This window comes from Dysgonomonas sp. PH5-45, assembly GCF_029893235.1.
Classification (GTDB): domain Bacteria; phylum Bacteroidota; class Bacteroidia; order Bacteroidales; family Dysgonomonadaceae; genus UBA1309.
The window spans coordinates 25,354-43,837 of the sequence record NZ_JARXWE010000014.1; the positions used below are offsets into that span (position 1 = coordinate 25,354).

Consider the following 18,484-nt stretch of genomic DNA (forward strand, 5'->3'; position numbering starts at 1 on the left):
TAGTTTGTTTTTATTCCGAAACCTAACCAGCACCGCGCGTGCGGGACAGTTATTTGTACTTATCCCACAGGTCGCTGTAAATCACATCGCGGGTTTTGTTCATCAACTCCGCTTTTTTCTCATCGGTCAGTCCTTCGGTTTCTATTGGTTTGTGTATTACGAGTTCAAGTTTTTTGCCAAGGTTTATCATGTACGACCCTATCTTCATCACCTCGATAGGCCCGTTCAGGGTTAAGGGCACGATAGGCAGGTGCATGTCTTCGGCTATCACAAATGCGCCTTTCTTAAATTTGCCCATCTTTCCGGTCGATGTTCTCGACCCTTCGGGGAATATTGTCATCGAAACGCCATCTTCAAGCTCGCGCTTGGCTTTGTCTATCGTTCTTTTTATTGCCCGTGGGCTTGAGTTATCTACATAAACATGGCCTATCACTTCGCACGCCTTGCCCACTAAGGGAATTTTGCGAAGGCTTTGTTTTTGCACCCATTTGGTTTTTGTTCCGAGATAGCCGTAGATAAGAAAAATATCGAATGCTCCTTGGTGATTGGCAACAAACACATACGACTGGTTGGGGTCGAGTTCGACCTCTGTTCTCACCTTGACACGGCACAAGGCCAAGCGACACGCTACTTTTCCCCAATACCGGGGCGGAATGTATCCCCAAAAACTCCGTTTGCCGCACAAACAGCCTATTATAGCCGACAAAGCTGTCAATATAGTTGCAAGCAAAAATATTGGTATAAATATAACTATCAGATAAATAACAGATAAAAAAGTCTTCATTTTTATTTAACCTACGGCTGCAAGATTTTTTTAGACCCAGCTCAATATACAAAAATACTTTAAAATTTTATTCCAACAAACATAATTAACACCTTACATCATTGCCGCAAACAAAAAAAGGAAACAGACCTCCGCCTGCTTCCTTTCCTTGATTATAATGATTGGGAAATCTCCCCTCAGAGAGATATTTGCCTTTCAAAAACTTCTTCGAACAAGATAGAAGTCTCTATTAATGTGAATCCCAGCGGAAATAGTCGCTCTTGAATTACCCGTTGCAACTCCTTGTTGTTGTGAGCCACTACTTTCAGCACCATATCATTTTGTCCCGAAGTAAAGTAACATCCCACAATTTCAGGAATGTTAAGCAGCGTTTTTTTCAACTCTTTAAGATCGGAGGTTTTTCCAATCGCTACATTAACAAAGGCACAGGTTTCGTAGCCTATCTTGTTTATGTCGAATAAGAATCTGGAACCTTTTATTATACCTGTATCCACTAAGCGATTTATTCGCTGATGGATAGCCGCGCCCGACACGTTACACTCCCTTGCCACTTCAAGAAAAGGGATTCGAGCATTCTCACCTATAAGTTTTAGAATTTTTATGTCTAAATCGTCAATTTGTTCATTCTTCATATCACACATCTTTTTTTTCGAAAAGATTTATTTGAGTATAAATCTTTCGCTTATCAACAACTTCGAATTATCTTTATCTTCTCTTACTTACTATACTTCTACAAAAGTAATCTTTTTTTGAATAATTGAGCAACATTTGCAACTCATTTTTTCAATTTTAACTACAAAAACGTATTGCAAGAAAAGAAAATAACCCAACTGATGTGCATAATGCCCTTTCGTCTATCAAAAAGGTAGGAGTGTGTAATCCGGTGCTGAAGCCGGAACCTTTCACCCCAAAACGGTAGAAGGTGGCAGGATATGCTTGCGAGAAAAAGCCGAAATCTTCGGCCGTCATACGGCGGGGAAGCCCCAATATTTTTTCTTCGGGCAGATACTCGCGTGCAAAGTTTTTCATCATGTCAGTCACCCCTTCGTGGTTGGTTGTGCAGGGATATCCGTCGTTCAGCCTTATATCGCACCGGCAGCCATAGGCTGCTGCCGTATCTGTGGCAATGGTACGAATAGCCGATTTTAACATTTGCCTTTCGTCCTCGTCCATACAGCGCAACGAGCCATCCAGATAAACTTCGTCGGGAATCACATTCGTAGCACCATTAGCCACAAATCGCCCAAACGACAGAACCGCCGGCTTGAAAGGGTTAGACCGCCGGCTAACCACCTGTTGCATAGAAACCAATATTTGCGCGGCTGCCAAAACCGTATCGGCATGTTCGTGCGGTAAAGCCCCGTGCCCACCCTTACCGCGAACGGTGATATGAACCTCGTCGGCCGATGCCATAATTGTTCCGCTTTCAAAGCCTACCGTCCCTACCTCATAATCTACATAAGCATGCTGCCCGATAATGGCATCGGGTCTGAATTCATCAAAAACCCCGTCTTTTAGCATCAGGCTTGCTCCGCCCGGATCTTTCTCTTCGCCGGGCTGAAAAACCAAAAGGACGGTACCCTTCAACCGGTCTTTCAATTCGCTGATGATACGGGCTGCCGACAGCAAACTCGCCGTATGCACATCGTGTCCGCAGGCGTGCATCACACCTTCGTGTACAGACCTGAAATCGACATCATTCTCTTCCTGTATGGGCAGAGCGTCCATATCGGCACGCAAAGCTATCACTTTCGACTTCGCCTCACGCCCCTCTATCCAGCCCAAAACACCATATCCGCCAACGTTAGCCCGGTAAGGGATGCCCAACTTTTTGAGGCAAGCCTGCACGTAAGCCGCCGTTTCCTTCTCCCGATACGACAGTTCCGGATAACGGTGCAGGTGCTTATAATGGGTAAGCGTTTCTTGGAAATATTGCTCTGTTTTATTTCTGATAATGTCGGCTAAGCTACTGTCCATTTTGTGAAGCGATTTATGCCTGTAAAAGTAATAAAAAACTATTGCTCACCTATATAAATCTTGCTTTGGAAGTCCACATCCAACCGATAATCTTTAAAAAGGCCAAATTTCTTATACTTAAACAATACTCCCGTCTCGGCAAATATGTAAGGCTCACCTTTATATACGACTTCCGCATATCGCCCAATAATTGTTGCCAACTCTTTATTTTTAGAACTATAACCACTATAAGACAATCGTTTAGGAGCTTTATCTAATACAGGGTTACACAAAACTCCTTTTCCGCTTACATAGCCGTATTTACCATTCAGACAAGTGCGGTAAGTATCATTAGTATCGTTCCCAAAAGGCAGCTCTATGGTATCATATACCGCAGGAATTACCTCTTCGCCAAAACAGTTAATGAACCCTACCTTGTTATCCTTATACACTTGTGCCAAATCCGAAAAAAGCGAATCTTTGAAGGTTTGTCCAAAAGGTTTCATCTGGTCGTATTGTGGAGCAACTATCAGTTCGTTTTGGGCATTTAACAAACCCCATTTCCCATCCCTTCTTACTCGCCTAAGACCGTCGCATTCGGATTTCAATATAAAATCATAGACCAAAGGGGTTACAATATTATTAGCCGTATCTATCAGTCCCCAACAATTATTACGAGCCACTTTGGCTATGCCATTCTTAAAAGGCTGCGCATAGTCATAAATGGGTTCTATTATGATACTGTCTTCGTCGTTGACATAGCCCCACTTATCGTTCACCTGCACAATCCGAAGTCCTTCAGCGGTTGTTTTGTCGTAACGGGCAAAAGAGTAAGCATATTCATCGTTTTTAAATCCTGCCGCACCAAGTGGAAATACCATCCCCTGATGTTCGTCCCAATGGTATATCATTAGCTTGCTGTCCTTATCTTTTCCTATTCGTAATCTATCAATTTGACTCGTCATAATAATAGGAGGTAAATAAATCTTTGTATTCTGGAAATGATACTCAAAAAAGTTCTCTTTTCTCTTTCCTTTCAGGGCTAATGTTTTGTATCCCATAGTATCTACATAAGATATTATCAAGGAATCGTTCGTAACAAAACGCAAATCCATTACATCTATCTCATTATTATGCCAATAAAGATTAAACATCCTGCTCAAACGCATATCTTCATTGATGTATTTGCCATCCAGCTCTGAGAACTTTTCTATTGCCATAAAATGTTCGGTAGAAAGTCGTTTTCCGTGGCACGAAAACAAGACGAGTATTATCAACAGAAAATAGAAATAATGGATTTTTTTCATAGAATCTGCTACTTTTGATTATTCAAGTAAGAACATGTTTTCCCAGATGGAACAATATAAATAACTCTTTTTTAGCAAAAAAATTGTACCTTAGTTCTCCGAAAGCAACAAAAAGAGATAATAAACATGATTATACGAGACGCATCGTTTGTGATAAGCAATACCGATTACAGAAAATGCCCACAGGATGGGTTGCCCGAATATGCCTTTATCGGACGTTCCAACGTTGGTAAGTCGTCTCTCATCAATATGCTTACCAACCGCAGGGGCTTGGCTATGACTTCGTCCAAACCGGGAAAGACACAGCTCATAAACCACTTCATCATCAACAACGAATGGTATCTGGTAGACCTTCCGGGATATGGCTATGCGCAACGTGGAAAAAAGGGGCGCGACAGCATTCAGCAAATCATAGAAACCTATATACTGAACCGTCAGCAGCTTACCAACTTGTTCCTTCTTCTGGATTGCCGCCACGAGCCTCAGAAAATAGACCTTGAGTTTATGGAATGGTTAGGCGAAGGCGGAATTCCTTTTGCCATTATATTCACCAAGACCGACAAATTGGGGCGCAACAAACTGAAAGAGAATATAGATAACTACATCCTCAAACTGGAAGAAACATGGGAAGAACTGCCTCCTATCTTTCTGTCGTCGTCCGACAAGCAGGAAGGCCGCGACGAAATTCTCGGTTATATCGAACAGATAAACCAGTCGTTGAAACAGTCCTGACCAGCAGAGATCCCAACTGTTGTTTATTCAGACAAAACCTTCAAAGCCTGCGAGGTACTTCGTAGGCTCAAATTCCAATATTTCGTAATCGGCAATCGCGTGCCGGAAGAAAGGATCTTCCTTCATCAATGCCTGTGCTTCGGCCAAAGTCTTTACACGAGCCACAATAATGCCCCCTATCCTGTTGGGGCGAGGACCAGAGGTTAAAAGTATTTTTTCAGCGTAATTCCTATCCAGAAAATCCCTGTGAGCCTGCAAGTGGCGGTCTACCTCTTCGAGCGGTTTTTTGTATGTAAGAACAAGAATAAACATTTTCAATCGGTTTAAAAAATACAGTTACTAAAATTACATGTTTTCGGGGAGATTTTCTACAAAAACAAAAAAGGAATCGCGACACACAATCGCAATTCCTTTTCCTTATAATAAGATTTCTTATTTCGGGTTTCTTATTATTCTGCTGCGGGAGCCTCCGGAGCTTGTGCTTCAGGAGCTTCTTCTTTAACTTCAGCCTTTGGAGCAGCCTCTGCTTTAGGGGCGGCTTTCCGTGAACGGCGTGTTGTTTTAGCTTTAGCAGCAGCTTTTTCTTTCAACATGTTTTCGTTGTAGTCTACAAGTTCAATAAAACACATCGAAGCGTTATCACCAAGACGGTTTCCTGTTTTGATGATACGTGTATAACCTCCCGGACGGTCAGCTATTTTTTGCGAAACATTCTGGAACAATTCTGTTACCGCAGCTTTGCTTTGCAATTCTTGGAATACCAAACGACGTGAGTGTGTAGTATCTTCCTTTGCTTTATTGATGATAGGCTCTACAACCTTACGCAAGGCTTTCGCTTTAGCGACAGTCGTGAATATGCGTTTGTTCGGACTCAAAATCAGAGACACGCTCATGTTAGACAACATGGCATTTCTGTGAGTGTTGGTGCGACCTAAGTGATTGAATTTTTTATTATGTCTCATCGCTTATATTACTCTTTATCTAATTTATATTTTGAAATATCCAAACCAAAAGACAGGTTCAGGCTATCCAAAAGTTCATCAAGCTCGGTAAGCGATTTCTTACCAAAGTTGCGGAACTTAAGCAAATCGTTCTTATTGAACTGTACAAGTTCTCCCAAAGTTTCTACTTCGGCCGACTTCAAGCAGTTTAGCGCACGAACCGAAAGGTTCATATCAACTAACTTGCTTTTAAGCAATTGGCGCATATGTAGTATTTCTTCGTCAAACTCGTCATTTCCGTCAGCTTCGTTTTGTTCAAGAAGGATTTTCTCGTCCGAGAACAACATGAAGTGATGAATAAGAATTTTAGCAGCCTCTTTCAATGCATCTTTTGGATGTATAGAACCATCGGTCGATATCTCCAATACTAGTTTTTCGTAGTCCGTTTTTTGTTCCACACGATAGTTTTCTATCGTATATTTCACATTACGGATAGGAGTATATATCGAGTCGATAGCAATGACATTAACATCGTCGGTCTGTACCAGATTTTCGTCTGCCGGAACATAACCACGACCTTTGCTAATAGTCAATTCTATTTGGAAACTTGCACTCGAATCTAAACGACAAATCACCAAATCGGGATTGAGAACTTCAAATCCTGATAAGTGTTTGTCAATATCTCCAGCCTTGAACACTTCGGAACCCGAAACAGTAATGCTTACTTTTTCGTTTTCAATTTCTTCTACAATTTGTTTAAACCTAACTTTTTTCAGGTTAAGGATTATGTTTGTAACATCCTCAATAACACCCGGAATAGTAGCAAATTCGTGCTCAACTCCGTCTATTTTGATTGATGTGATAGCAAAGCCTTCGAGTGAAGAAAGTAGAATGCGGCGCAGGGCATTACCGATGGTAACACCGTAACCGGGCTCCAACGGACGAAATTCAAACTTTCCGAAGAAGTTGTCCGCTTCTAACATTAATACTTTATCGGGTTTTTGAAATGCTAATATAGCCATGAAATTAATTTTTAGAATACAATTCTACGATCAACTGTTCTTTTATGTTCTCTGGGATATCGGCTCTTTCCGGTATATGTAGGAATTTGCCTTGTTTTGAACTGTTATCCCATTCCATCCAAGGATATTTACTGTGATTGAAACCCGATAGTGAATTATCAATCACCTCCAAAGATTTAGACTTCTCGCGAACAGAAACCAATTGACCCGGTTTTACTGAATAAGAAGGAATGTTTACAATCTTTCCATCAACAGTAATATGTTTGTGAGAAACCAACTGGCGGGCTGCAGCTCTTGTTGGAGCAATACCTAAACGAAAAACGATGTTATCGAGGCGGCATTCCAACAATTGCAACAGTATCTCACCGGTAATACCGCGAGTACGTGCCGCTTTGTCAAACAGATTACGGAATTGTTTCTCTAACACACCATAAGTGTATTTAGCTTTTTGTTTTTCACGAAGCTGAATTCCGTACTCCGATGTTTTCTTTCTTCTGTTATTTCCGTGTTGTCCGGGAGGATAGTTCTTTTTAGAAAGAACTTTGTCCGGTCCGAAAATAGGTTCACCAAATTTACGGGCGATTTTTGATTTTGGTCCAGTATATCTTGCCATTTTTCTTTTACGAATTAATAAAAAACATCTAAAACGAAGCCCGAATTGTGCAGCCGCGATTACAGAGAGGGTTTCTTGTGCAATCAATCACAACTCAAGTTTCTACAATAGATAAAACCTGATAATTAAACTCTTCTTTGTTTTGGGGGGCGGCATCCATTGTGTGGAAGCGGAGTAACGTCTACGATTTCGGTTACTTCAATGCCTGCTCCGTGTACTGTTCTGATTGCCGACTCACGTCCGTTGCCTGGCCCTTTAACGTATGCTTTAACTTTTCTCAAGCCAAGGTCATAAGCTATTTTAGCACAATCTTGTGCCGCCATTTGGGCTGCATATGGAGTGTTTTTCTTAGAACTTCTGAATCCCATCTTACCGGCCGACGACCAGCTGATTACTTGTCCTTCACTGTTTGTAAGAGAAATAATAATATTGTTAAACGAAGAATGAACATGAAGCTGTCCGTTTGCATCGACCTTAACGTTTCTCTTTTTCGCTGCGACTGTTTTCTTTGCCATATTAAACTATTATTTTGTAGCTTTTTTCTTATTTGCAACAGTTTTCTTTCTTCCCTTACGTGTACGGGCGTTATTTTTGGTGCTTTGACCTCTTAGGGGCAAACCGATACGGTGGCGTATACCACGGTAGCATCCGATATCCATCAGACGTTTGATGTTCAACTGAACTTCAGAACGAAGGTCTCCCTCCACTTTGTATTTTGTTCCAATTAGTTCACGAACAGCTCCGGCTTGTTCGTCGTTCCAGTCTTTCACTTTGATATCACGGTCGATACCAGCTTCTTCCAATATTTTATTGGCAGTGCTTCTTCCTATACCATAGATATAAGTCAAGGCTATTTCGCCTCTCTTATTACTTGGTAAATCCACACCAACTATTCTTATTGCCATATAGTTATTTTATAATTTGTGCAAAATTAATAAATTATCCTTGACGTTGTTTGTACTTAGGATTTTTTTTGTTGATAATGTATAAACGACCTTTTCTTCTGACAATCTTGCAGTCGGCCGTACGTTTCTTTAATGATGCTCTTACTTTCATATCTTTTTTTGTTTTATTTATATCTGAAAGAGATTCGTCCTTTCGACAAATCATAAGGCGACATTTCAACTCTTACCTTATCGCCGGGAAGGATTTTGATGTAATGCATACGCATCTTCCCCGAGATATGGGCGGTTATTTCATGTCCGTTTTCCAACTCTACACGAAACATTGCGTTAGACAATGCCTCGATTATTACTCCGTCTTGTTCTATTGCTGCTTGTTTAGCCATAAATAATATTTCAGATTGCGTTTTCTCCTAAAACTGCTTCTATGAATTCGAATGTAGACAGGATATCTGCCTCGCCGCCTGTAATAGCCACCGTATGTTCAAAGTGAGCAGCGGGTTTGCGGTCTTTTGTGCGGACAGTCCACCCGTCGCGTTCAAAAACCACGTTTTTGCTACCCATATTAATCATCGGCTCGATAGCTATGCACATACCTTTCTTCAGCAAAGGACCGGTGCCTTTTTTGCCGTAGTTGGGAACCTGTGGGTCTTCGTGCATCCGGCGACCAATTCCATGACCAACCAACTCGCGCACTACCGAGTAACCCTTCGCTTCGCAATACGACTGTACGGCGTTTCCTATATCCCCTATCCTGTTTCCTTCCACAGCTTGTTCTATCCCTTTGTACAATCCTTCTTTTGTAGCCCGAAGCAATGCTTTCACATCTTCGGCAACTTCGCCCACGCAAAACGTATAGGCCGAATCGCCACAAAAACCGTTTAACTCCGTTCCACAGTCGACCGAGATAATATCTCCATCGCGCAGTTCATAGTCGGATGGTATGCCATGCACAACCTCTTCGTTTACCGAGGCACAGATAGAACCGGGGAAGTCGATAGCTCCGGGAGCTCCTTTGTATCCTAAGAACAAAGGAATGGCCCCGTGACTACGTATAAAATCGGTTGCAACCTTGTTCAGATGGGCTGTTGTTACGCCCGGTTTGATGATTTTAGCCATCTCGCCCAGCGTCATTCCAACCAAACGGTTGCTTTTCCGCATTAATTCAATTTCTTCCGCTGTTTTCAGGAATATCATCTGTAATCTAAATTAATAGGCTGCAATTGAACCTGAACGACCTTTTATTCTTGCCCCTGATTTCAACAAACCGTCGTAGCGCCTCATCAACAGATGACTCTCCACTTGTTGCAGTGTATCAAGTACAACCCCAACCAAGATAAGAAGAGATGTTCCGCCAAAGAACTGAGCAAACTCACGGCTGATTCCAAACAAGCTTGCAAATGCAGGCATGATAGCTACAAGTGCCAAGAATAGAGAACCGGGCAGAGTGATACGCGACATTACTTCATCAATATAATCAGCTGTCCGCTTTCCGGGTTTGATACCGGGAATAAATCCGTTATTTCTTTTCAACTCTTCGGCCATCTGTACTGGATTGACCGTTACGGCTGTATAGAAATAAGTAAAGATTATGATTAAAGCTGAAAAAATCAGACAGTATAACCAACTTGTATTGTCGTTCAATTGAGTAGACAACCAACCGGCATTTTCGCTGGTCGAAAAGCCTGTTATTGCAATAGGTATAAACATGATTGCCTGAGCAAAGATGATAGGCATTACGTTAGCAGCATTTACCTTTAGAGGAATGTACTGGCGCGCGCCACCATATTGTTTGTTACCTACAATTCGTTTTGCATATTGCACAGGTATTTTGCGTGTTCCCTGAACCAATAGTATTGCACCGGCAATAACAAAAAGTAGGAATACGATTTCTACCAAGAACATAACCAAACCACCGGCTTGATCGTTCAATCGTGATGCAAACTCACCAATCAAAGCATGAGGCAAACGGGCGATGATACCCACAAGGATGATAAACGAAATACCGTTACCGATACCTTTGTCGGTGATACGCTCTCCCAACCACAATACAAACATACTACCACCGGCAAGGATTATTGTTGAAGGCAACAAGAAATCCCAGAAACCACCCGGAGTTGCACCCTGAAGCGCACCCAACAGGTAGGCAGGACCTTGGAACAACAATATCGCAATTGTCAGGTAGCGGGTATATTGATTCATTTTTGTACGGCCACTTTCACCTTCACGTTGCAATTTTTGGAAATAGGGTAATGCAATTCCCAATAACTGGATTACAATCGACGCTGAGATGTAGGGCATTATACCTAACGCAAAGATAGATGCATTGGCAAATGCTCCTCCCGAAAACATATCTAACAGCCCTAACAAGCCGCCTGATGTATGCGCGCGAAGTGCGTCCAATTGTGCCGGATCAACCCCGGGCAATACAACAAACGAGCCGAAGCGATAGATAACTACGAAAAAGAAAGTAGTGAGGATTCTTTTTCTCAAATCCTCAATCTTCCATATGTTCTCTAGTGTCTTTACTAATCCCATGTTATTTCAGTTTTGTTACAGTTCCGCCAACTTTTGTAATAGCTTCTTCTGCTGATTTTGAGAATGCATGGGCTTCAACTTCCAGTTTGGCAGTCAATGCTCCATTACCTAATATTTTAACAAGGTGCTTAGATGCGATAAAGCCAGCCTCGATCAATGTGTTCACATCTATTTTAGTTAAGCCTTTTGCATCTGCCAAGCCTTGTAGCAAGTCGAGGTTGATTGGTTTGTACTCAACACGGTTGATGTTTTTGAAACCAAATTTAGGCAAGCGGCGTTGAATTGGCATCTGACCACCTTCAAACCCGATCTTGCGCGAGTAACCCGATCTTGACTTAGCTCCTTTATGACCTCTTGTTGAAGTGCCACCCAAACCCGAACCAGTACCACGACCGATTCTTTTTCTTGTTTTAGTAGCGCCTGCAGCAGGTTTTAAATTCGATAAATTCATATTCTGTTATATTTTTATCTTACTTACTCTAATTATTTTTCTACAGAAACCAAGTGTTTCACTTTTTCGATCATACCAAGTATCGAAGGAGTATCTTCATGCTCAACAACGCGATGCAATTTTCTCAAACCAAGGGCATCCAAAACATTTTTTTGCGATTGTGGACAATTGATTCTACTTCTAACTTGTTTAACTTTAATTTTTGCCATTTCTTTTTCTGTTTTGCAAATTAACCTTTAAACACTTTTTCCATAGACACTCCTCTGTTTTGAGCAACAGTGTATGCGTCTCTCAACTCACCCAAAGCCTCGATTGTAGCCTTCACTAAGTTGTGAGGGTTTGACGATCCTTTCGATTTTGCAAGCACGTCTGTTACACCAACGCTCTCAAGCACGGCACGCATCGCACCCCCTGCCTTAACCCCTGTACCGGGAGCAGCCGGGCGGATCATTACTTCCGAACCACCAAAGCGAGAAACTTGCTCGTGAGGAATCGTTCCTTTAAGCACTGGCACTTTGATTAGGTTTTTCTTAGCGGCTTCAACACCTTTTGCGATAGCTGTTGTTACCTCACCGGCTTTTCCTAATCCCCAACCAACGATACCGTCTTCGTTACCTACAACTACAATAGCTGCAAAGCTGAATGTGCGACCACCTTTTGTTACTTTCGTAACACGGTTGATAGCCACCAAACGGTCTTTCAACTCAATATCGTTAGTCGTCTTAACTTTATTATTAATTCCTGCCATCTCTCATTAAAATTTAAGTCCACCATTACGAGCAGCTTCAGCCAACTCTTTCACTCTGCCGTGGTATAAGAAACCGTTACGGTCAAACACAACGGCTGTTACACCTGCTTCCTGAGCACTTTTTGCAATAAGTTCGCCTACCTTAGCAGCCAATTCTTTCTTAGGAGCCTTGTCGGCTATTTTAAGAGAAGATGCCGATGCCAAAGTTTTTCCAGCCACATCGTCAATTACCTGTGCATAGATTTGCTTGTTGCTTCTAAACACTGTCAAACGTGGACGCTCTGCAGTTCCTGAAATCTTACTGCGTACGTCTAATTTTATTTTACGTCTTCTTTCTACTTTATTCGTTGCCATGTTTTCTTCAGTTTTTCAAATTACTTACCTGCTGATTTACCTGACTTACGACGTATAACCTCGCCCACAAAACGTATACCTTTTCCTTTGTAAGGCTCAGGTTTACGGAACGAACGAATCTTAGAACATACTTGCCCGATCAGCTGTTTATCGCACGATTCAAGGATAATAAGAGGGTTCTTATTTCTTTCCGATTTGGTATCCAATACAATTTCTTTAGGCAATTGCATAAAGATACTGTGGGTATAACCCAACGAAAGCTCCAGAATCTGACCCTGATGAGAGGCACGGTAACCCACACCCACAAGCTCAAGTTCTTTGCGATATCCTTCAGAAACACCAACAACCATATTATTGATCAACGATCTGTATAGGCCGTGTAATGCACGATGATTTTTTTCGTCTGTAGGACGGCTCACAGTTAGTTCGCCTCCGTCAACAGAAACTTTAATATCAGGATTCACTGCTTGTATCAGTTCTCCTTTTTTACCTTTCACAGTAACCACGTTATCGTCCGATACCGTGATTGTCACCCCCGCAGGGATACTTATTGGTAATTTTCCTATTCTTGACATAAATACTATCCTCCTTCTAAATTAATAAATATAACATAAAACTTCGCCACCCACCTGATTTGCGCGGGCTTCTTTGTCTGTCATAACACCTTTAGAAGTAGATAATACAGCTATACCCAATCCGTTAAGAACACGGGGCATATCTTTATATCCGGTGTATTTACGAAGACCCGGAGTTGAAACGCGAACCAATTTCTTGATAGCGTTCACTTTGTTCACCGGATCGTACTTCAAGGCGATTTTTATGCTGCCCTGAGGTCCTTCGTCTACAAACTTATAGTTAAGGATGTAGCCTTTTTCCAAGAGAATTTTAGTTATCTCTTTTTTTAGATTCGACGCCGGTATTTCTACCACACGATGTTTGGCTTGAATAGCATTTCTCAAGCGCGTCAAATAATCTGCTATTGGATCTGTCATGATTAAAATGATTTAAATTAATTCCGACTATCGGAACAATATTTAACTCTATAATAAAATAATTGTTTGCTTACCAGCTTGCTTTCTTGATGCCGGGGATAAGACCTTTCGATGCCATTTCCCGGAATTGGATACGAGAAATTCCAAATTGGCGGATATAGCCTTTTGGACGGCCTGTAAGGCTGCAACGATTGTGCAAACGTACAGGAGAGGCATTTTTAGGTAGAGCCTGCAAGGCATCATAATCGCCCTCGGCTTTCAACTGCGCTCTTTTAGCTGCGTATTTAGCAACCAATCTTGCACGTTTCACCTCACGGGCTTTCATTGATTCTTTTGCCATCTTATATTAATCTTTTTTAGCGTTCTTAAATGGAAGACCAAATTCTCTCAAAAGAGCATAACCTTCTTCGTCTGTTTTAGCAGAAGTTACAAAGGTAATATTCATTCCTAAAATTCTGTTAATCGTATCGATATTTATTTCAGGGAAAATGATTTGCTCTTGGATACCCAATGTATAATTACCGCGTCCGTCAAGTTTGCTTTCAATACCTTTGAAGTCACGAATACGTGGAAGGGCAACTCTTACCAGTCTTTCCAAAAATTCGTACATGCGGTCGTGACGCAAAGTTACCATCACACCGATAGGCATTTTTTTACGCAATTTGAAGTTCGAGATATCTTTTTTCGAAACCGTTGCCACAGCTTTCTGGCCTGTAATGTTGGTCAGTTCGTTGATAGCTGTTTCTATTATCTTTTTGTCGGCAACGGCAATTCCAAGACCTTGGTTCACCACGATCTTTTTCAATACAGGAACTTGCATTGGCGACTTGTAACCGAATTCGTTCATCAAAGAAGCTACAATACGGTCTTTATATTCTGTTTTAAGATTTGTTGTATTGCTCATTATTTAATCTCCTTCCCTGATTTTTTAGCGTAACGTACTAACTTCCCATCAACCAATTTACGACCTATACGTGTAGCTTTCCCCGATGCAGGGTCAACAACGTTCAGGTTAGAAATATGGATAGGAGCTTCTTTCTTCTCTATTCCTCCTTGAGGATTCTTTGCATTAGGCTTCGCGTGTTTTGAAATCATATTAACACCTTCAACAACGGCACGTTGTTTTTCAACAAGGACTTTGATCACACGACCAGTCTTTCCTTTGCTCGAACCGGCATTAACATAAACAGTATCGCCTTTTTTGATATGTAATTTACTCATTACCTTCTCTGGTTTTTATGGATTAAAGTACCTCTGGTGCTAATGAAACGATTTTCATGTTAGTGGCACGAAGTTCGCGCGCTACCGGACCGAAAATACGGCTTCCTCTGATTTCACCCGATGCATTCAGCAATACGCACGCATTGTCGTCGAAACGGATATACGAACCGTCTGCACGGCGTACTTCTTTTTTCGTACGAACAATAATAGCTTTTGTTACTGCACCTTTTTTAACATCACTCGAAGGGATCACGTTTTTGATAGCAACAACGATTACATCCCCAACAGAAGCATAGCGTCTTCTTGTTCCGCCCAAAACACGGATACAAAGAGCCTCACGGGCACCACTATTATCTGCAACTACTAGTCTTGATTCTTGTTGTATCATATTACTTAGCCCTTTCGATTATTTCGATTAATCTCCATCTTTTTGTTTTGCTCAACGGACGAGTTTCCATGATTCGTACTGTGTCACCAATGTTACACTCGTTTTTCTCATCGTGAGCATGAAATTTCTTCGTTTTATTAACGAACTTACCATAAATAGGGTGTTTCTCTTTCCATTTTACAGCAACTGTGATAGACTTGTCCATTTTGTTACTGAAAACGACCCCGATTCTTTCTTTTCTTAAATTTCTAGTTTCCATCAGCCCTTGTTATTATTTATTTCCCTTTGGCGAATTTCTGTCAACAAGCGAGCCACTGTACGGCGGCTGTCCTTGATTTTAGAAGGATTATCCAATGGAGTTACACTGTGGTTCAATACTAATTGGTTTAATGCTATACGTTCAGCATCCAATCTGTCACGCAAGTCTTTTTCGGACAGTTCTCTTACTTCTGCAATCTTCATAGTGCTTAAGAATTTTGAGTTAAGTCATAGTCTCTGCGTACCACAAATTTTGTAGTAACAGGGAGTTTCTGTGCAGCCAAGCGCAATGCTTCTTTTGCTACATCAAAAGAGACTCCTTCTATTTCAAAAAGAATTCTACCCGGAGTAACAGGGGCAACAAATCCTTCGGGAGAACCCTTACCCTTACCCATACGCACTTCTGCAGGCTTCTTTGTGATTGGTTTGTCTGGGAAAATCCTCACCCAAACCTGTCCTTGACGTTGCATGTAACGTGTCACAGCAATACGAGCCGCTTCGATCTGACGTCCGGTGATCCATTTGTTTTCAAGAGTTTTGATTCCAAACGATCCGAATGCCAACTCATGCCCTCTTTGGGCATTTCCTTTCATACGACCTTTTTGCTGTCTTCTGAACTTTGTTTTTTTCGGTTGTAACATCTTACTTCAAACGTTTAATTCTTATTTTCTCTTACCTTTCTTGAAACCTCGACCACCTTCCGATCTGCGACCACCGCCACCGTGGTTAGATGGAGCGTCTTTCGATGTGAATGAAGGAGCAAGGTCTTTCTTGCCGTAAACTTCTCCACGGCAAATCCATACTTTAATACCAAGCAAACCAACTTTTGTAAGGGCCTCGGCGTGAGCATAGTCGATATCGGCACGGAATGTATGAAGTGGAGTACGTCCTTCTTTATACATTTCAGAGCGAGCCATTTCAGCTCCGTTAAGACGGCCTGAAATCTGAATTTTGATACCTTCCGCACCCAAACGCATTGTTGAAGCGATAGCCATCTTAACAGCGCGGCGGTAAGCAATCTTACCTTCCAACTGACGTGCTATGTTATTAGCAACGATCACCGCATCAAGCTCTGGCTTTTTGATCTCAAAAATGTTGATTTGAATGTCTTTATCTGTAATTTTCTTTAATTCTTCTTTCAGCTTGTCTACTTCCTGTCCACCTTTACCGATAATGATACCGGGGCGTGCAGTACATACTGTTATTGTTACAAGCTTCAATGTACGTTCTATCACGATACGAGACACACTAGCTTTTGCCAGGCGGGCATTCAAATAAGTACGAATCTTGCTGTCTTCCAACAATGTTTCGCCATATTTTTTACCGCCATACCAGTTAGAGTCCCATCCACGGATGATACCTAAACGATTTGCTATCGGATTGACTTTTTGTCCCATCTGGCTTAATTATTTTTTTTGTTATTAAGTGTATCTACTATAATTGTCACATGATTTGAGCGTTTGCGGATTCTGTAACCCCTTCCCTGTGGTGCAGGGCGAAGGCGTTTCAGCATAGCTGCGCTATCCACCTTTATTTCAGATATATATAATTCTCCACTCTCAGCTTTACGCTCGTTTTTTGCTTCCCAGTTAGCGATTGCAGATTTCAAAAGTTTTTCAACCCTTGCTGCAGCCTCTTTGTTCGAGAATCTCAAAACGCCAAGAGCTTTGAACGCCTCCATACCTCTTACCATATCCGCCACAAGGCGCATTTTGCGAGGTGATGTTGGGACCGCATTCAACTTTGCGAAAGAAACCGTTTTATTGGCCTCTTTACGTGCTTGAGCTGCTAAATATTTTCTCTTTCCCATTTTTTATTTTCTGTTTCTTTTTTACTAATTCTCTTGGCTCAATTATCTTTTCTTGTTACCACCATGTCCGCGGAAGGTACGAGTTAATGCAAACTCGCCCAGTTTGTGACCTACCATATTTTCAGTTACATAAACAGGAATAAATTTATTTCCGTTATGAACAGCAATAGTATGACCTACAAAGTCGGGTGATATCATTGAAGCCCTTGCCCATGTCTTAACCACAGCTTTCTTGCCCGACTCATTCATAGCCAGTACTTTCTTTTCAAGCTTTATGTTGATATATGGACCTTTTTTTAACGAACGACTCATATTTCTTTAAATTATATCAGATTATTTTTTTCTTCTTTCAATTATGTACTTAGAAGAGTGTTTCTTCGGTGCTCTAGTCTTAAGACCCTTAGCGTACAATCCTTTGCGTGATCTTGGGTGACCTCCTGACGAACGTCCTTCACCACCACCCATTGGGTGATCGACTGGGTTCATCACAACACCACGGTTGTGCGGACGGCGTCCAAGCCATCTAGAGCGACCTGCCTTACCTGATTTTTCAAGAGCATGGTCCGAATTACCAACACTACCAATAGTAGCTTTACAAGCTGCCAAGATTTTGCGGGTTTCGCCCGAAGGCATGCGGATAATCACATAGTCGCCTTCGCGAGAAGTCAACTGTGCGAACGCTCCTGCCGAACGAACCATCTTAGCACCCTGTCCGGGACGTAATTCGATGTTATGAACAACTGTACCGACTGGTATATTTGCCATCGGTAAAGCATTTCCTATTTCAGGGGCAGCTTCTGCGCCTGAGATCACTGTCTGACCTACCTGCAACCCATTTGGAGAAACGATATACGCTTTTGCTCCATCTGCGTAATATAACAAGGCGATACGAGCCGAACGGTTCGGATCGTATTCGATTGATTTTACTGTAGCAGGAATTCCGTCTTTGTTTCTCTTGAAGTCAATGATTCTGAATTTTCTTTTGTGACCGCCTCCAAGGTAACGCATTGTCATTTTACCTTCGTTGTTACGGCCACCAGATGCTTTCTTACCGACTACAAGAGATTTCTCTGGTACACTCGCAGTGATTTCTTCAAATGTACCAATAACTTTGTGTCTTTGCCCCGGTGTTGTGGGCTTTAATTTTCTAACTGCCATTTTCTATTTAGATATTACTAAAAAAGTCTATTACTTGACCTTCTGCCAAGGTCACGATTGCTTTCTTGAAAGAAGGAGTTCTACCATTTACCACACCCGATTTGGTGAAGCGGCTTTTGCGTTTGCCCAGATAGTTCATGGTATTTACTTTAGCTACTTTCACGCCGTAAAGCTGTTCCACTGCGTTTTTGATTTCTACTTTATTTGCACTTGGAACAACACGAAAAGCGTAACGATTAGGGAACTTTTCCGAAATCGCTGTTTGTTTTTCTGTTAATATTGGTTTTATTAAAATTCCCATTTTTTATT

At 41.7% G+C, this 18,484-nt stretch carries 33 protein-coding genes; 1 reads left to right on the forward strand and 32 read right to left on the reverse strand.

Annotation, left to right across the window (positions count from 1 at the left end; translation table 11 throughout):
• Nucleotides 1-49 precede the first annotated feature (49 nt).
• The 4 genes from M2132_RS06645 to M2132_RS06660 form a co-directional block, all read right to left on the reverse strand.
• Entirely contained in the window at nucleotides 50-784 is a 735-nt protein-coding gene (locus M2132_RS06645) for a 1-acyl-sn-glycerol-3-phosphate acyltransferase (RefSeq protein ID WP_280672550.1), read from the reverse strand.
• A 176-nt stretch (nucleotides 785-960) separates the two neighbouring features.
• Nucleotides 961-1,416 carry an Lrp/AsnC family transcriptional regulator gene (locus M2132_RS06650; RefSeq protein WP_280672552.1) on the reverse strand — a complete coding sequence of 152 codons (456 nt, stop codon included), beginning with the start codon at nucleotides 1,414-1,416 and terminating at the stop codon, nucleotides 961-963.
• A 157-nt stretch (nucleotides 1,417-1,573) separates the two neighbouring features.
• A complete protein-coding gene (locus tag M2132_RS06655; protein ID WP_280672554.1) occupies nucleotides 1,574-2,761 on the reverse strand; it encodes a M20 family metallopeptidase in 1,188 nt (395 codons plus the stop codon).
• Between the two features lie 38 nt (nucleotides 2,762-2,799).
• Complete coding sequence (locus M2132_RS06660; protein WP_280672556.1) at nucleotides 2,800-4,047, reverse strand: WG repeat-containing protein; 1,248 nt, start codon at nucleotides 4,045-4,047, stop codon at nucleotides 2,800-2,802.
• Nucleotides 4,048-4,173: 126 nt separating this feature from the next.
• Between M2132_RS06660 and yihA the strand changes: the two genes are divergently transcribed.
• On the forward strand, nucleotides 4,174-4,779 hold the full coding sequence (gene yihA / locus M2132_RS06665) for a ribosome biogenesis GTP-binding protein YihA/YsxC (protein ID WP_280672571.1): 606 nt from the start codon (nucleotides 4,174-4,176) through the stop codon (nucleotides 4,777-4,779).
• A gap of 27 nt (nucleotides 4,780-4,806) precedes the next feature.
• Here the strand turns inward: yihA and M2132_RS06670 are convergent, their stop codons facing one another.
• The 28 genes from M2132_RS06670 to rplW form a co-directional block, all read right to left on the reverse strand.
• Nucleotides 4,807-5,091: a YciI family protein gene (locus M2132_RS06670; protein WP_280672573.1), complete on the reverse strand. Its 285-nt coding sequence runs from the start codon at nucleotides 5,089-5,091 to the stop codon at nucleotides 4,807-4,809.
• 137 nt (nucleotides 5,092-5,228) lie between these two features.
• Nucleotides 5,229-5,741: a 50S ribosomal protein L17 gene (rplQ, locus tag M2132_RS06675; RefSeq protein ID WP_280672575.1), complete on the reverse strand. Its 513-nt coding sequence runs from the start codon at nucleotides 5,739-5,741 to the stop codon at nucleotides 5,229-5,231.
• Between the two features lie 8 nt (nucleotides 5,742-5,749).
• Nucleotides 5,750-6,742, reverse strand: a complete 993-nt coding sequence (locus M2132_RS06680; RefSeq protein ID WP_280672577.1) for a DNA-directed RNA polymerase subunit alpha — start codon at nucleotides 6,740-6,742, stop codon at nucleotides 5,750-5,752.
• Nucleotides 6,743-6,746: 4 nt separating this feature from the next.
• Nucleotides 6,747-7,355: a 30S ribosomal protein S4 gene (gene rpsD, locus M2132_RS06685; protein WP_280672579.1), complete on the reverse strand. Its 609-nt coding sequence runs from the start codon at nucleotides 7,353-7,355 to the stop codon at nucleotides 6,747-6,749.
• Between the two features lie 125 nt (nucleotides 7,356-7,480).
• A complete protein-coding gene (gene rpsK, locus M2132_RS06690; protein ID WP_280672581.1) occupies nucleotides 7,481-7,870 on the reverse strand; it encodes a 30S ribosomal protein S11 in 390 nt (129 codons plus the stop codon).
• A 9-nt stretch (nucleotides 7,871-7,879) separates the two neighbouring features.
• Nucleotides 7,880-8,260, reverse strand: coding sequence for a 30S ribosomal protein S13 (gene rpsM / locus M2132_RS06695; RefSeq protein WP_280672583.1), 381 nt, complete (start codon nucleotides 8,258-8,260; stop codon nucleotides 7,880-7,882).
• A 34-nt stretch (nucleotides 8,261-8,294) separates the two neighbouring features.
• On the reverse strand, nucleotides 8,295-8,411 hold the full coding sequence (gene ykgO / locus M2132_RS06700; protein WP_243348069.1) for a type B 50S ribosomal protein L36: 117 nt from the start codon (nucleotides 8,409-8,411) through the stop codon (nucleotides 8,295-8,297).
• 13 nt (nucleotides 8,412-8,424) lie between these two features.
• Complete coding sequence (gene infA, locus M2132_RS06705; protein ID WP_280672590.1) at nucleotides 8,425-8,643, reverse strand: translation initiation factor IF-1; 219 nt, start codon at nucleotides 8,641-8,643, stop codon at nucleotides 8,425-8,427.
• A gap of 10 nt (nucleotides 8,644-8,653) precedes the next feature.
• Nucleotides 8,654-9,454, reverse strand: coding sequence for a type I methionyl aminopeptidase (gene map / locus M2132_RS06710; RefSeq protein WP_280672592.1), 801 nt, complete (start codon nucleotides 9,452-9,454; stop codon nucleotides 8,654-8,656).
• Nucleotides 9,455-9,466: 12 nt separating this feature from the next.
• Nucleotides 9,467-10,795 (reverse strand): preprotein translocase subunit SecY, encoded by a 1,329-nt coding sequence (secY, locus tag M2132_RS06715; protein WP_280672594.1) that lies wholly within the window; start codon nucleotides 10,793-10,795, stop codon nucleotides 9,467-9,469.
• A gap of 1 nt (nucleotide 10,796) precedes the next feature.
• Nucleotides 10,797-11,246, reverse strand: coding sequence for a 50S ribosomal protein L15 (gene rplO / locus M2132_RS06720; RefSeq protein ID WP_280672596.1), 450 nt, complete (start codon nucleotides 11,244-11,246; stop codon nucleotides 10,797-10,799).
• 32 nt (nucleotides 11,247-11,278) lie between these two features.
• Nucleotides 11,279-11,455, reverse strand: a complete 177-nt coding sequence (rpmD, locus tag M2132_RS06725) for a 50S ribosomal protein L30 (protein ID WP_280672598.1) — start codon at nucleotides 11,453-11,455, stop codon at nucleotides 11,279-11,281.
• A gap of 20 nt (nucleotides 11,456-11,475) precedes the next feature.
• Complete coding sequence (gene rpsE / locus M2132_RS06730) at nucleotides 11,476-11,994, reverse strand: 30S ribosomal protein S5 (protein WP_280672600.1); 519 nt, start codon at nucleotides 11,992-11,994, stop codon at nucleotides 11,476-11,478.
• A 6-nt stretch (nucleotides 11,995-12,000) separates the two neighbouring features.
• Nucleotides 12,001-12,348, reverse strand: coding sequence for a 50S ribosomal protein L18 (gene rplR, locus M2132_RS06735; protein ID WP_280672602.1), 348 nt, complete (start codon nucleotides 12,346-12,348; stop codon nucleotides 12,001-12,003).
• Nucleotides 12,349-12,368: 20 nt separating this feature from the next.
• Nucleotides 12,369-12,923: a 50S ribosomal protein L6 gene (rplF, locus tag M2132_RS06740; RefSeq protein ID WP_280672604.1), complete on the reverse strand. Its 555-nt coding sequence runs from the start codon at nucleotides 12,921-12,923 to the stop codon at nucleotides 12,369-12,371.
• Nucleotides 12,924-12,944: 21 nt separating this feature from the next.
• On the reverse strand, nucleotides 12,945-13,340 hold the full coding sequence (gene rpsH / locus M2132_RS06745) for a 30S ribosomal protein S8 (protein ID WP_280672606.1): 396 nt from the start codon (nucleotides 13,338-13,340) through the stop codon (nucleotides 12,945-12,947).
• A 70-nt stretch (nucleotides 13,341-13,410) separates the two neighbouring features.
• The gene (gene rpsN, locus M2132_RS06750; protein WP_280672608.1) at nucleotides 13,411-13,680 is read right to left on the reverse strand and encodes a 30S ribosomal protein S14; all 270 of its coding nucleotides are present in this window, start codon (nucleotides 13,678-13,680) and stop codon (nucleotides 13,411-13,413) included.
• A gap of 6 nt (nucleotides 13,681-13,686) precedes the next feature.
• The gene (gene rplE, locus M2132_RS06755; RefSeq protein ID WP_280672609.1) at nucleotides 13,687-14,244 is read right to left on the reverse strand and encodes a 50S ribosomal protein L5; all 558 of its coding nucleotides are present in this window, start codon (nucleotides 14,242-14,244) and stop codon (nucleotides 13,687-13,689) included.
• Entirely contained in the window at nucleotides 14,244-14,561 is a 318-nt protein-coding gene (gene rplX / locus M2132_RS06760) for a 50S ribosomal protein L24 (protein WP_280672611.1), read from the reverse strand. Before rplX ends, rplE begins: the two co-directional genes overlap by 1 nt.
• Nucleotides 14,562-14,583: 22 nt before the next feature.
• Entirely contained in the window at nucleotides 14,584-14,949 is a 366-nt protein-coding gene (rplN, locus tag M2132_RS06765; protein WP_280672613.1) for a 50S ribosomal protein L14, read from the reverse strand.
• A 1-nt stretch (nucleotide 14,950) separates the two neighbouring features.
• Nucleotides 14,951-15,208: a 30S ribosomal protein S17 gene (rpsQ, locus tag M2132_RS06770; protein ID WP_280672616.1), complete on the reverse strand. Its 258-nt coding sequence runs from the start codon at nucleotides 15,206-15,208 to the stop codon at nucleotides 14,951-14,953.
• Nucleotides 15,208-15,411 carry a 50S ribosomal protein L29 gene (gene rpmC, locus M2132_RS06775; RefSeq protein WP_280672618.1) on the reverse strand — a complete coding sequence of 68 codons (204 nt, stop codon included), beginning with the start codon at nucleotides 15,409-15,411 and terminating at the stop codon, nucleotides 15,208-15,210. Before rpmC ends, rpsQ begins: the two co-directional genes overlap by 1 nt.
• A gap of 5 nt (nucleotides 15,412-15,416) precedes the next feature.
• Nucleotides 15,417-15,848: a 50S ribosomal protein L16 gene (gene rplP / locus M2132_RS06780; RefSeq protein ID WP_280672620.1), complete on the reverse strand. Its 432-nt coding sequence runs from the start codon at nucleotides 15,846-15,848 to the stop codon at nucleotides 15,417-15,419.
• Nucleotides 15,849-15,869: 21 nt separating this feature from the next.
• Entirely contained in the window at nucleotides 15,870-16,604 is a 735-nt protein-coding gene (rpsC, locus tag M2132_RS06785) for a 30S ribosomal protein S3 (protein ID WP_280672622.1), read from the reverse strand.
• Between the two features lie 5 nt (nucleotides 16,605-16,609).
• On the reverse strand, nucleotides 16,610-17,017 hold the full coding sequence (gene rplV / locus M2132_RS06790; RefSeq protein WP_280672624.1) for a 50S ribosomal protein L22: 408 nt from the start codon (nucleotides 17,015-17,017) through the stop codon (nucleotides 16,610-16,612).
• A 42-nt stretch (nucleotides 17,018-17,059) separates the two neighbouring features.
• Entirely contained in the window at nucleotides 17,060-17,329 is a 270-nt protein-coding gene (gene rpsS / locus M2132_RS06795; RefSeq protein WP_280672626.1) for a 30S ribosomal protein S19, read from the reverse strand.
• Nucleotides 17,330-17,350: 21 nt separating this feature from the next.
• The gene (gene rplB, locus M2132_RS06800) at nucleotides 17,351-18,175 is read right to left on the reverse strand and encodes a 50S ribosomal protein L2 (RefSeq protein WP_280672628.1); all 825 of its coding nucleotides are present in this window, start codon (nucleotides 18,173-18,175) and stop codon (nucleotides 17,351-17,353) included.
• A 7-nt stretch (nucleotides 18,176-18,182) separates the two neighbouring features.
• Nucleotides 18,183-18,476: a 50S ribosomal protein L23 gene (gene rplW / locus M2132_RS06805; protein ID WP_280672630.1), complete on the reverse strand. Its 294-nt coding sequence runs from the start codon at nucleotides 18,474-18,476 to the stop codon at nucleotides 18,183-18,185.
• Between the last annotated feature and the right edge of the window lie 8 nt (nucleotides 18,477-18,484).

Bases quoted from the DNA above. Each gene is read 5' to 3' on its own strand.
- rpsQ (WP_280672616.1), bottom strand. From the start codon at position 15,208: ATGGAAACTAGAAATTTAAGAAAAGAAAGAATCGGGGTCGTTTTCAGT.
- yihA (WP_280672571.1), top strand. From the start codon at position 4,174: ATGATTATACGAGACGCATCGTTTGTGATAAGCAATACCGATTACAGA.
- M2132_RS06655 (WP_280672554.1), bottom strand. From the start codon at position 2,761: ATGGACAGTAGCTTAGCCGACATTATCAGAAATAAAACAGAGCAATAT.
- rpsC (WP_280672622.1), bottom strand. From the start codon at position 16,604: ATGGGACAAAAAGTCAATCCGATAGCAAATCGTTTAGGTATCATCCGT.
- infA (WP_280672590.1), bottom strand. From the start codon at position 8,643: ATGGCTAAACAAGCAGCAATAGAACAAGACGGAGTAATAATCGAGGCA.
- rpsH (WP_280672606.1), bottom strand. From the start codon at position 13,340: ATGACAGATCCAATAGCAGATTATTTGACGCGCTTGAGAAATGCTATT.
- rplF (WP_280672604.1), bottom strand. From the start codon at position 12,923: ATGTCAAGAATAGGAAAATTACCAATAAGTATCCCTGCGGGGGTGACA.
- rplP (WP_280672620.1), bottom strand. From the start codon at position 15,848: ATGTTACAACCGAAAAAAACAAAGTTCAGAAGACAGCAAAAAGGTCGT.
- M2132_RS06645 (WP_280672550.1), bottom strand. From the start codon at position 784: ATGAAGACTTTTTTATCTGTTATTTATCTGATAGTTATATTTATACCA.
- M2132_RS06660 (WP_280672556.1), bottom strand. From the start codon at position 4,047: ATGAAAAAAATCCATTATTTCTATTTTCTGTTGATAATACTCGTCTTG.
- M2132_RS06670 (WP_280672573.1), bottom strand. From the start codon at position 5,091: ATGTTTATTCTTGTTCTTACATACAAAAAACCGCTCGAAGAGGTAGAC.
- rpsK (WP_280672581.1), bottom strand. From the start codon at position 7,870: ATGGCAAAGAAAACAGTCGCAGCGAAAAAGAGAAACGTTAAGGTCGAT.
- map (WP_280672592.1), bottom strand. From the start codon at position 9,454: ATGATATTCCTGAAAACAGCGGAAGAAATTGAATTAATGCGGAAAAGC.
- rplB (WP_280672628.1), bottom strand. From the start codon at position 18,175: ATGGCAGTTAGAAAATTAAAGCCCACAACACCGGGGCAAAGACACAAA.
- rplO (WP_280672596.1), bottom strand. From the start codon at position 11,246: ATGAATTTATCGAATTTAAAACCTGCTGCAGGCGCTACTAAAACAAGA.
- rplV (WP_280672624.1), bottom strand. From the start codon at position 17,017: ATGGGAAAGAGAAAATATTTAGCAGCTCAAGCACGTAAAGAGGCCAAT.
- rpsM (WP_280672583.1), bottom strand. From the start codon at position 8,260: ATGGCAATAAGAATAGTTGGTGTGGATTTACCAAGTAATAAGAGAGGC.
- rplE (WP_280672609.1), bottom strand. From the start codon at position 14,244: ATGAGCAATACAACAAATCTTAAAACAGAATATAAAGACCGTATTGTA.
- rplX (WP_280672611.1), bottom strand. From the start codon at position 14,561: ATGAGTAAATTACATATCAAAAAAGGCGATACTGTTTATGTTAATGCC.
- rplR (WP_280672602.1), bottom strand. From the start codon at position 12,348: ATGGCAACGAATAAAGTAGAAAGAAGACGTAAAATAAAATTAGACGTA.
- ykgO (WP_243348069.1), bottom strand. From the start codon at position 8,411: ATGAAAGTAAGAGCATCATTAAAGAAACGTACGGCCGACTGCAAGATT.
- rplQ (WP_280672575.1), bottom strand. From the start codon at position 5,741: ATGAGACATAATAAAAAATTCAATCACTTAGGTCGCACCAACACTCAC.
- rplN (WP_280672613.1), bottom strand. From the start codon at position 14,949: ATGATACAACAAGAATCAAGACTAGTAGTTGCAGATAATAGTGGTGCC.
- rpsS (WP_280672626.1), bottom strand. From the start codon at position 17,329: ATGAGTCGTTCGTTAAAAAAAGGTCCATATATCAACATAAAGCTTGAA.
- M2132_RS06680 (WP_280672577.1), bottom strand. From the start codon at position 6,742: ATGGCTATATTAGCATTTCAAAAACCCGATAAAGTATTAATGTTAGAA.
- rpsE (WP_280672600.1), bottom strand. From the start codon at position 11,994: ATGGCAGGAATTAATAATAAAGTTAAGACGACTAACGATATTGAGTTG.
- secY (WP_280672594.1), bottom strand. From the start codon at position 10,795: ATGGGATTAGTAAAGACACTAGAGAACATATGGAAGATTGAGGATTTG.
- M2132_RS06650 (WP_280672552.1), bottom strand. From the start codon at position 1,416: ATGAAGAATGAACAAATTGACGATTTAGACATAAAAATTCTAAAACTT.
- rpsN (WP_280672608.1), bottom strand. From the start codon at position 13,680: ATGGCAAAAGAATCAATGAAAGCCCGTGAGGTGAAACGTGCAAGATTG.
- rpsD (WP_280672579.1), bottom strand. From the start codon at position 7,355: ATGGCAAGATATACTGGACCAAAATCAAAAATCGCCCGTAAATTTGGT.
- rpmC (WP_280672618.1), bottom strand. From the start codon at position 15,411: ATGAAGATTGCAGAAGTAAGAGAACTGTCCGAAAAAGACTTGCGTGAC.
- rpmD (WP_280672598.1), bottom strand. From the start codon at position 11,455: ATGGCAAAAATTAAAGTTAAACAAGTTAGAAGTAGAATCAATTGTCCA.
- rplW (WP_280672630.1), bottom strand. From the start codon at position 18,476: ATGGGAATTTTAATAAAACCAATATTAACAGAAAAACAAACAGCGATT.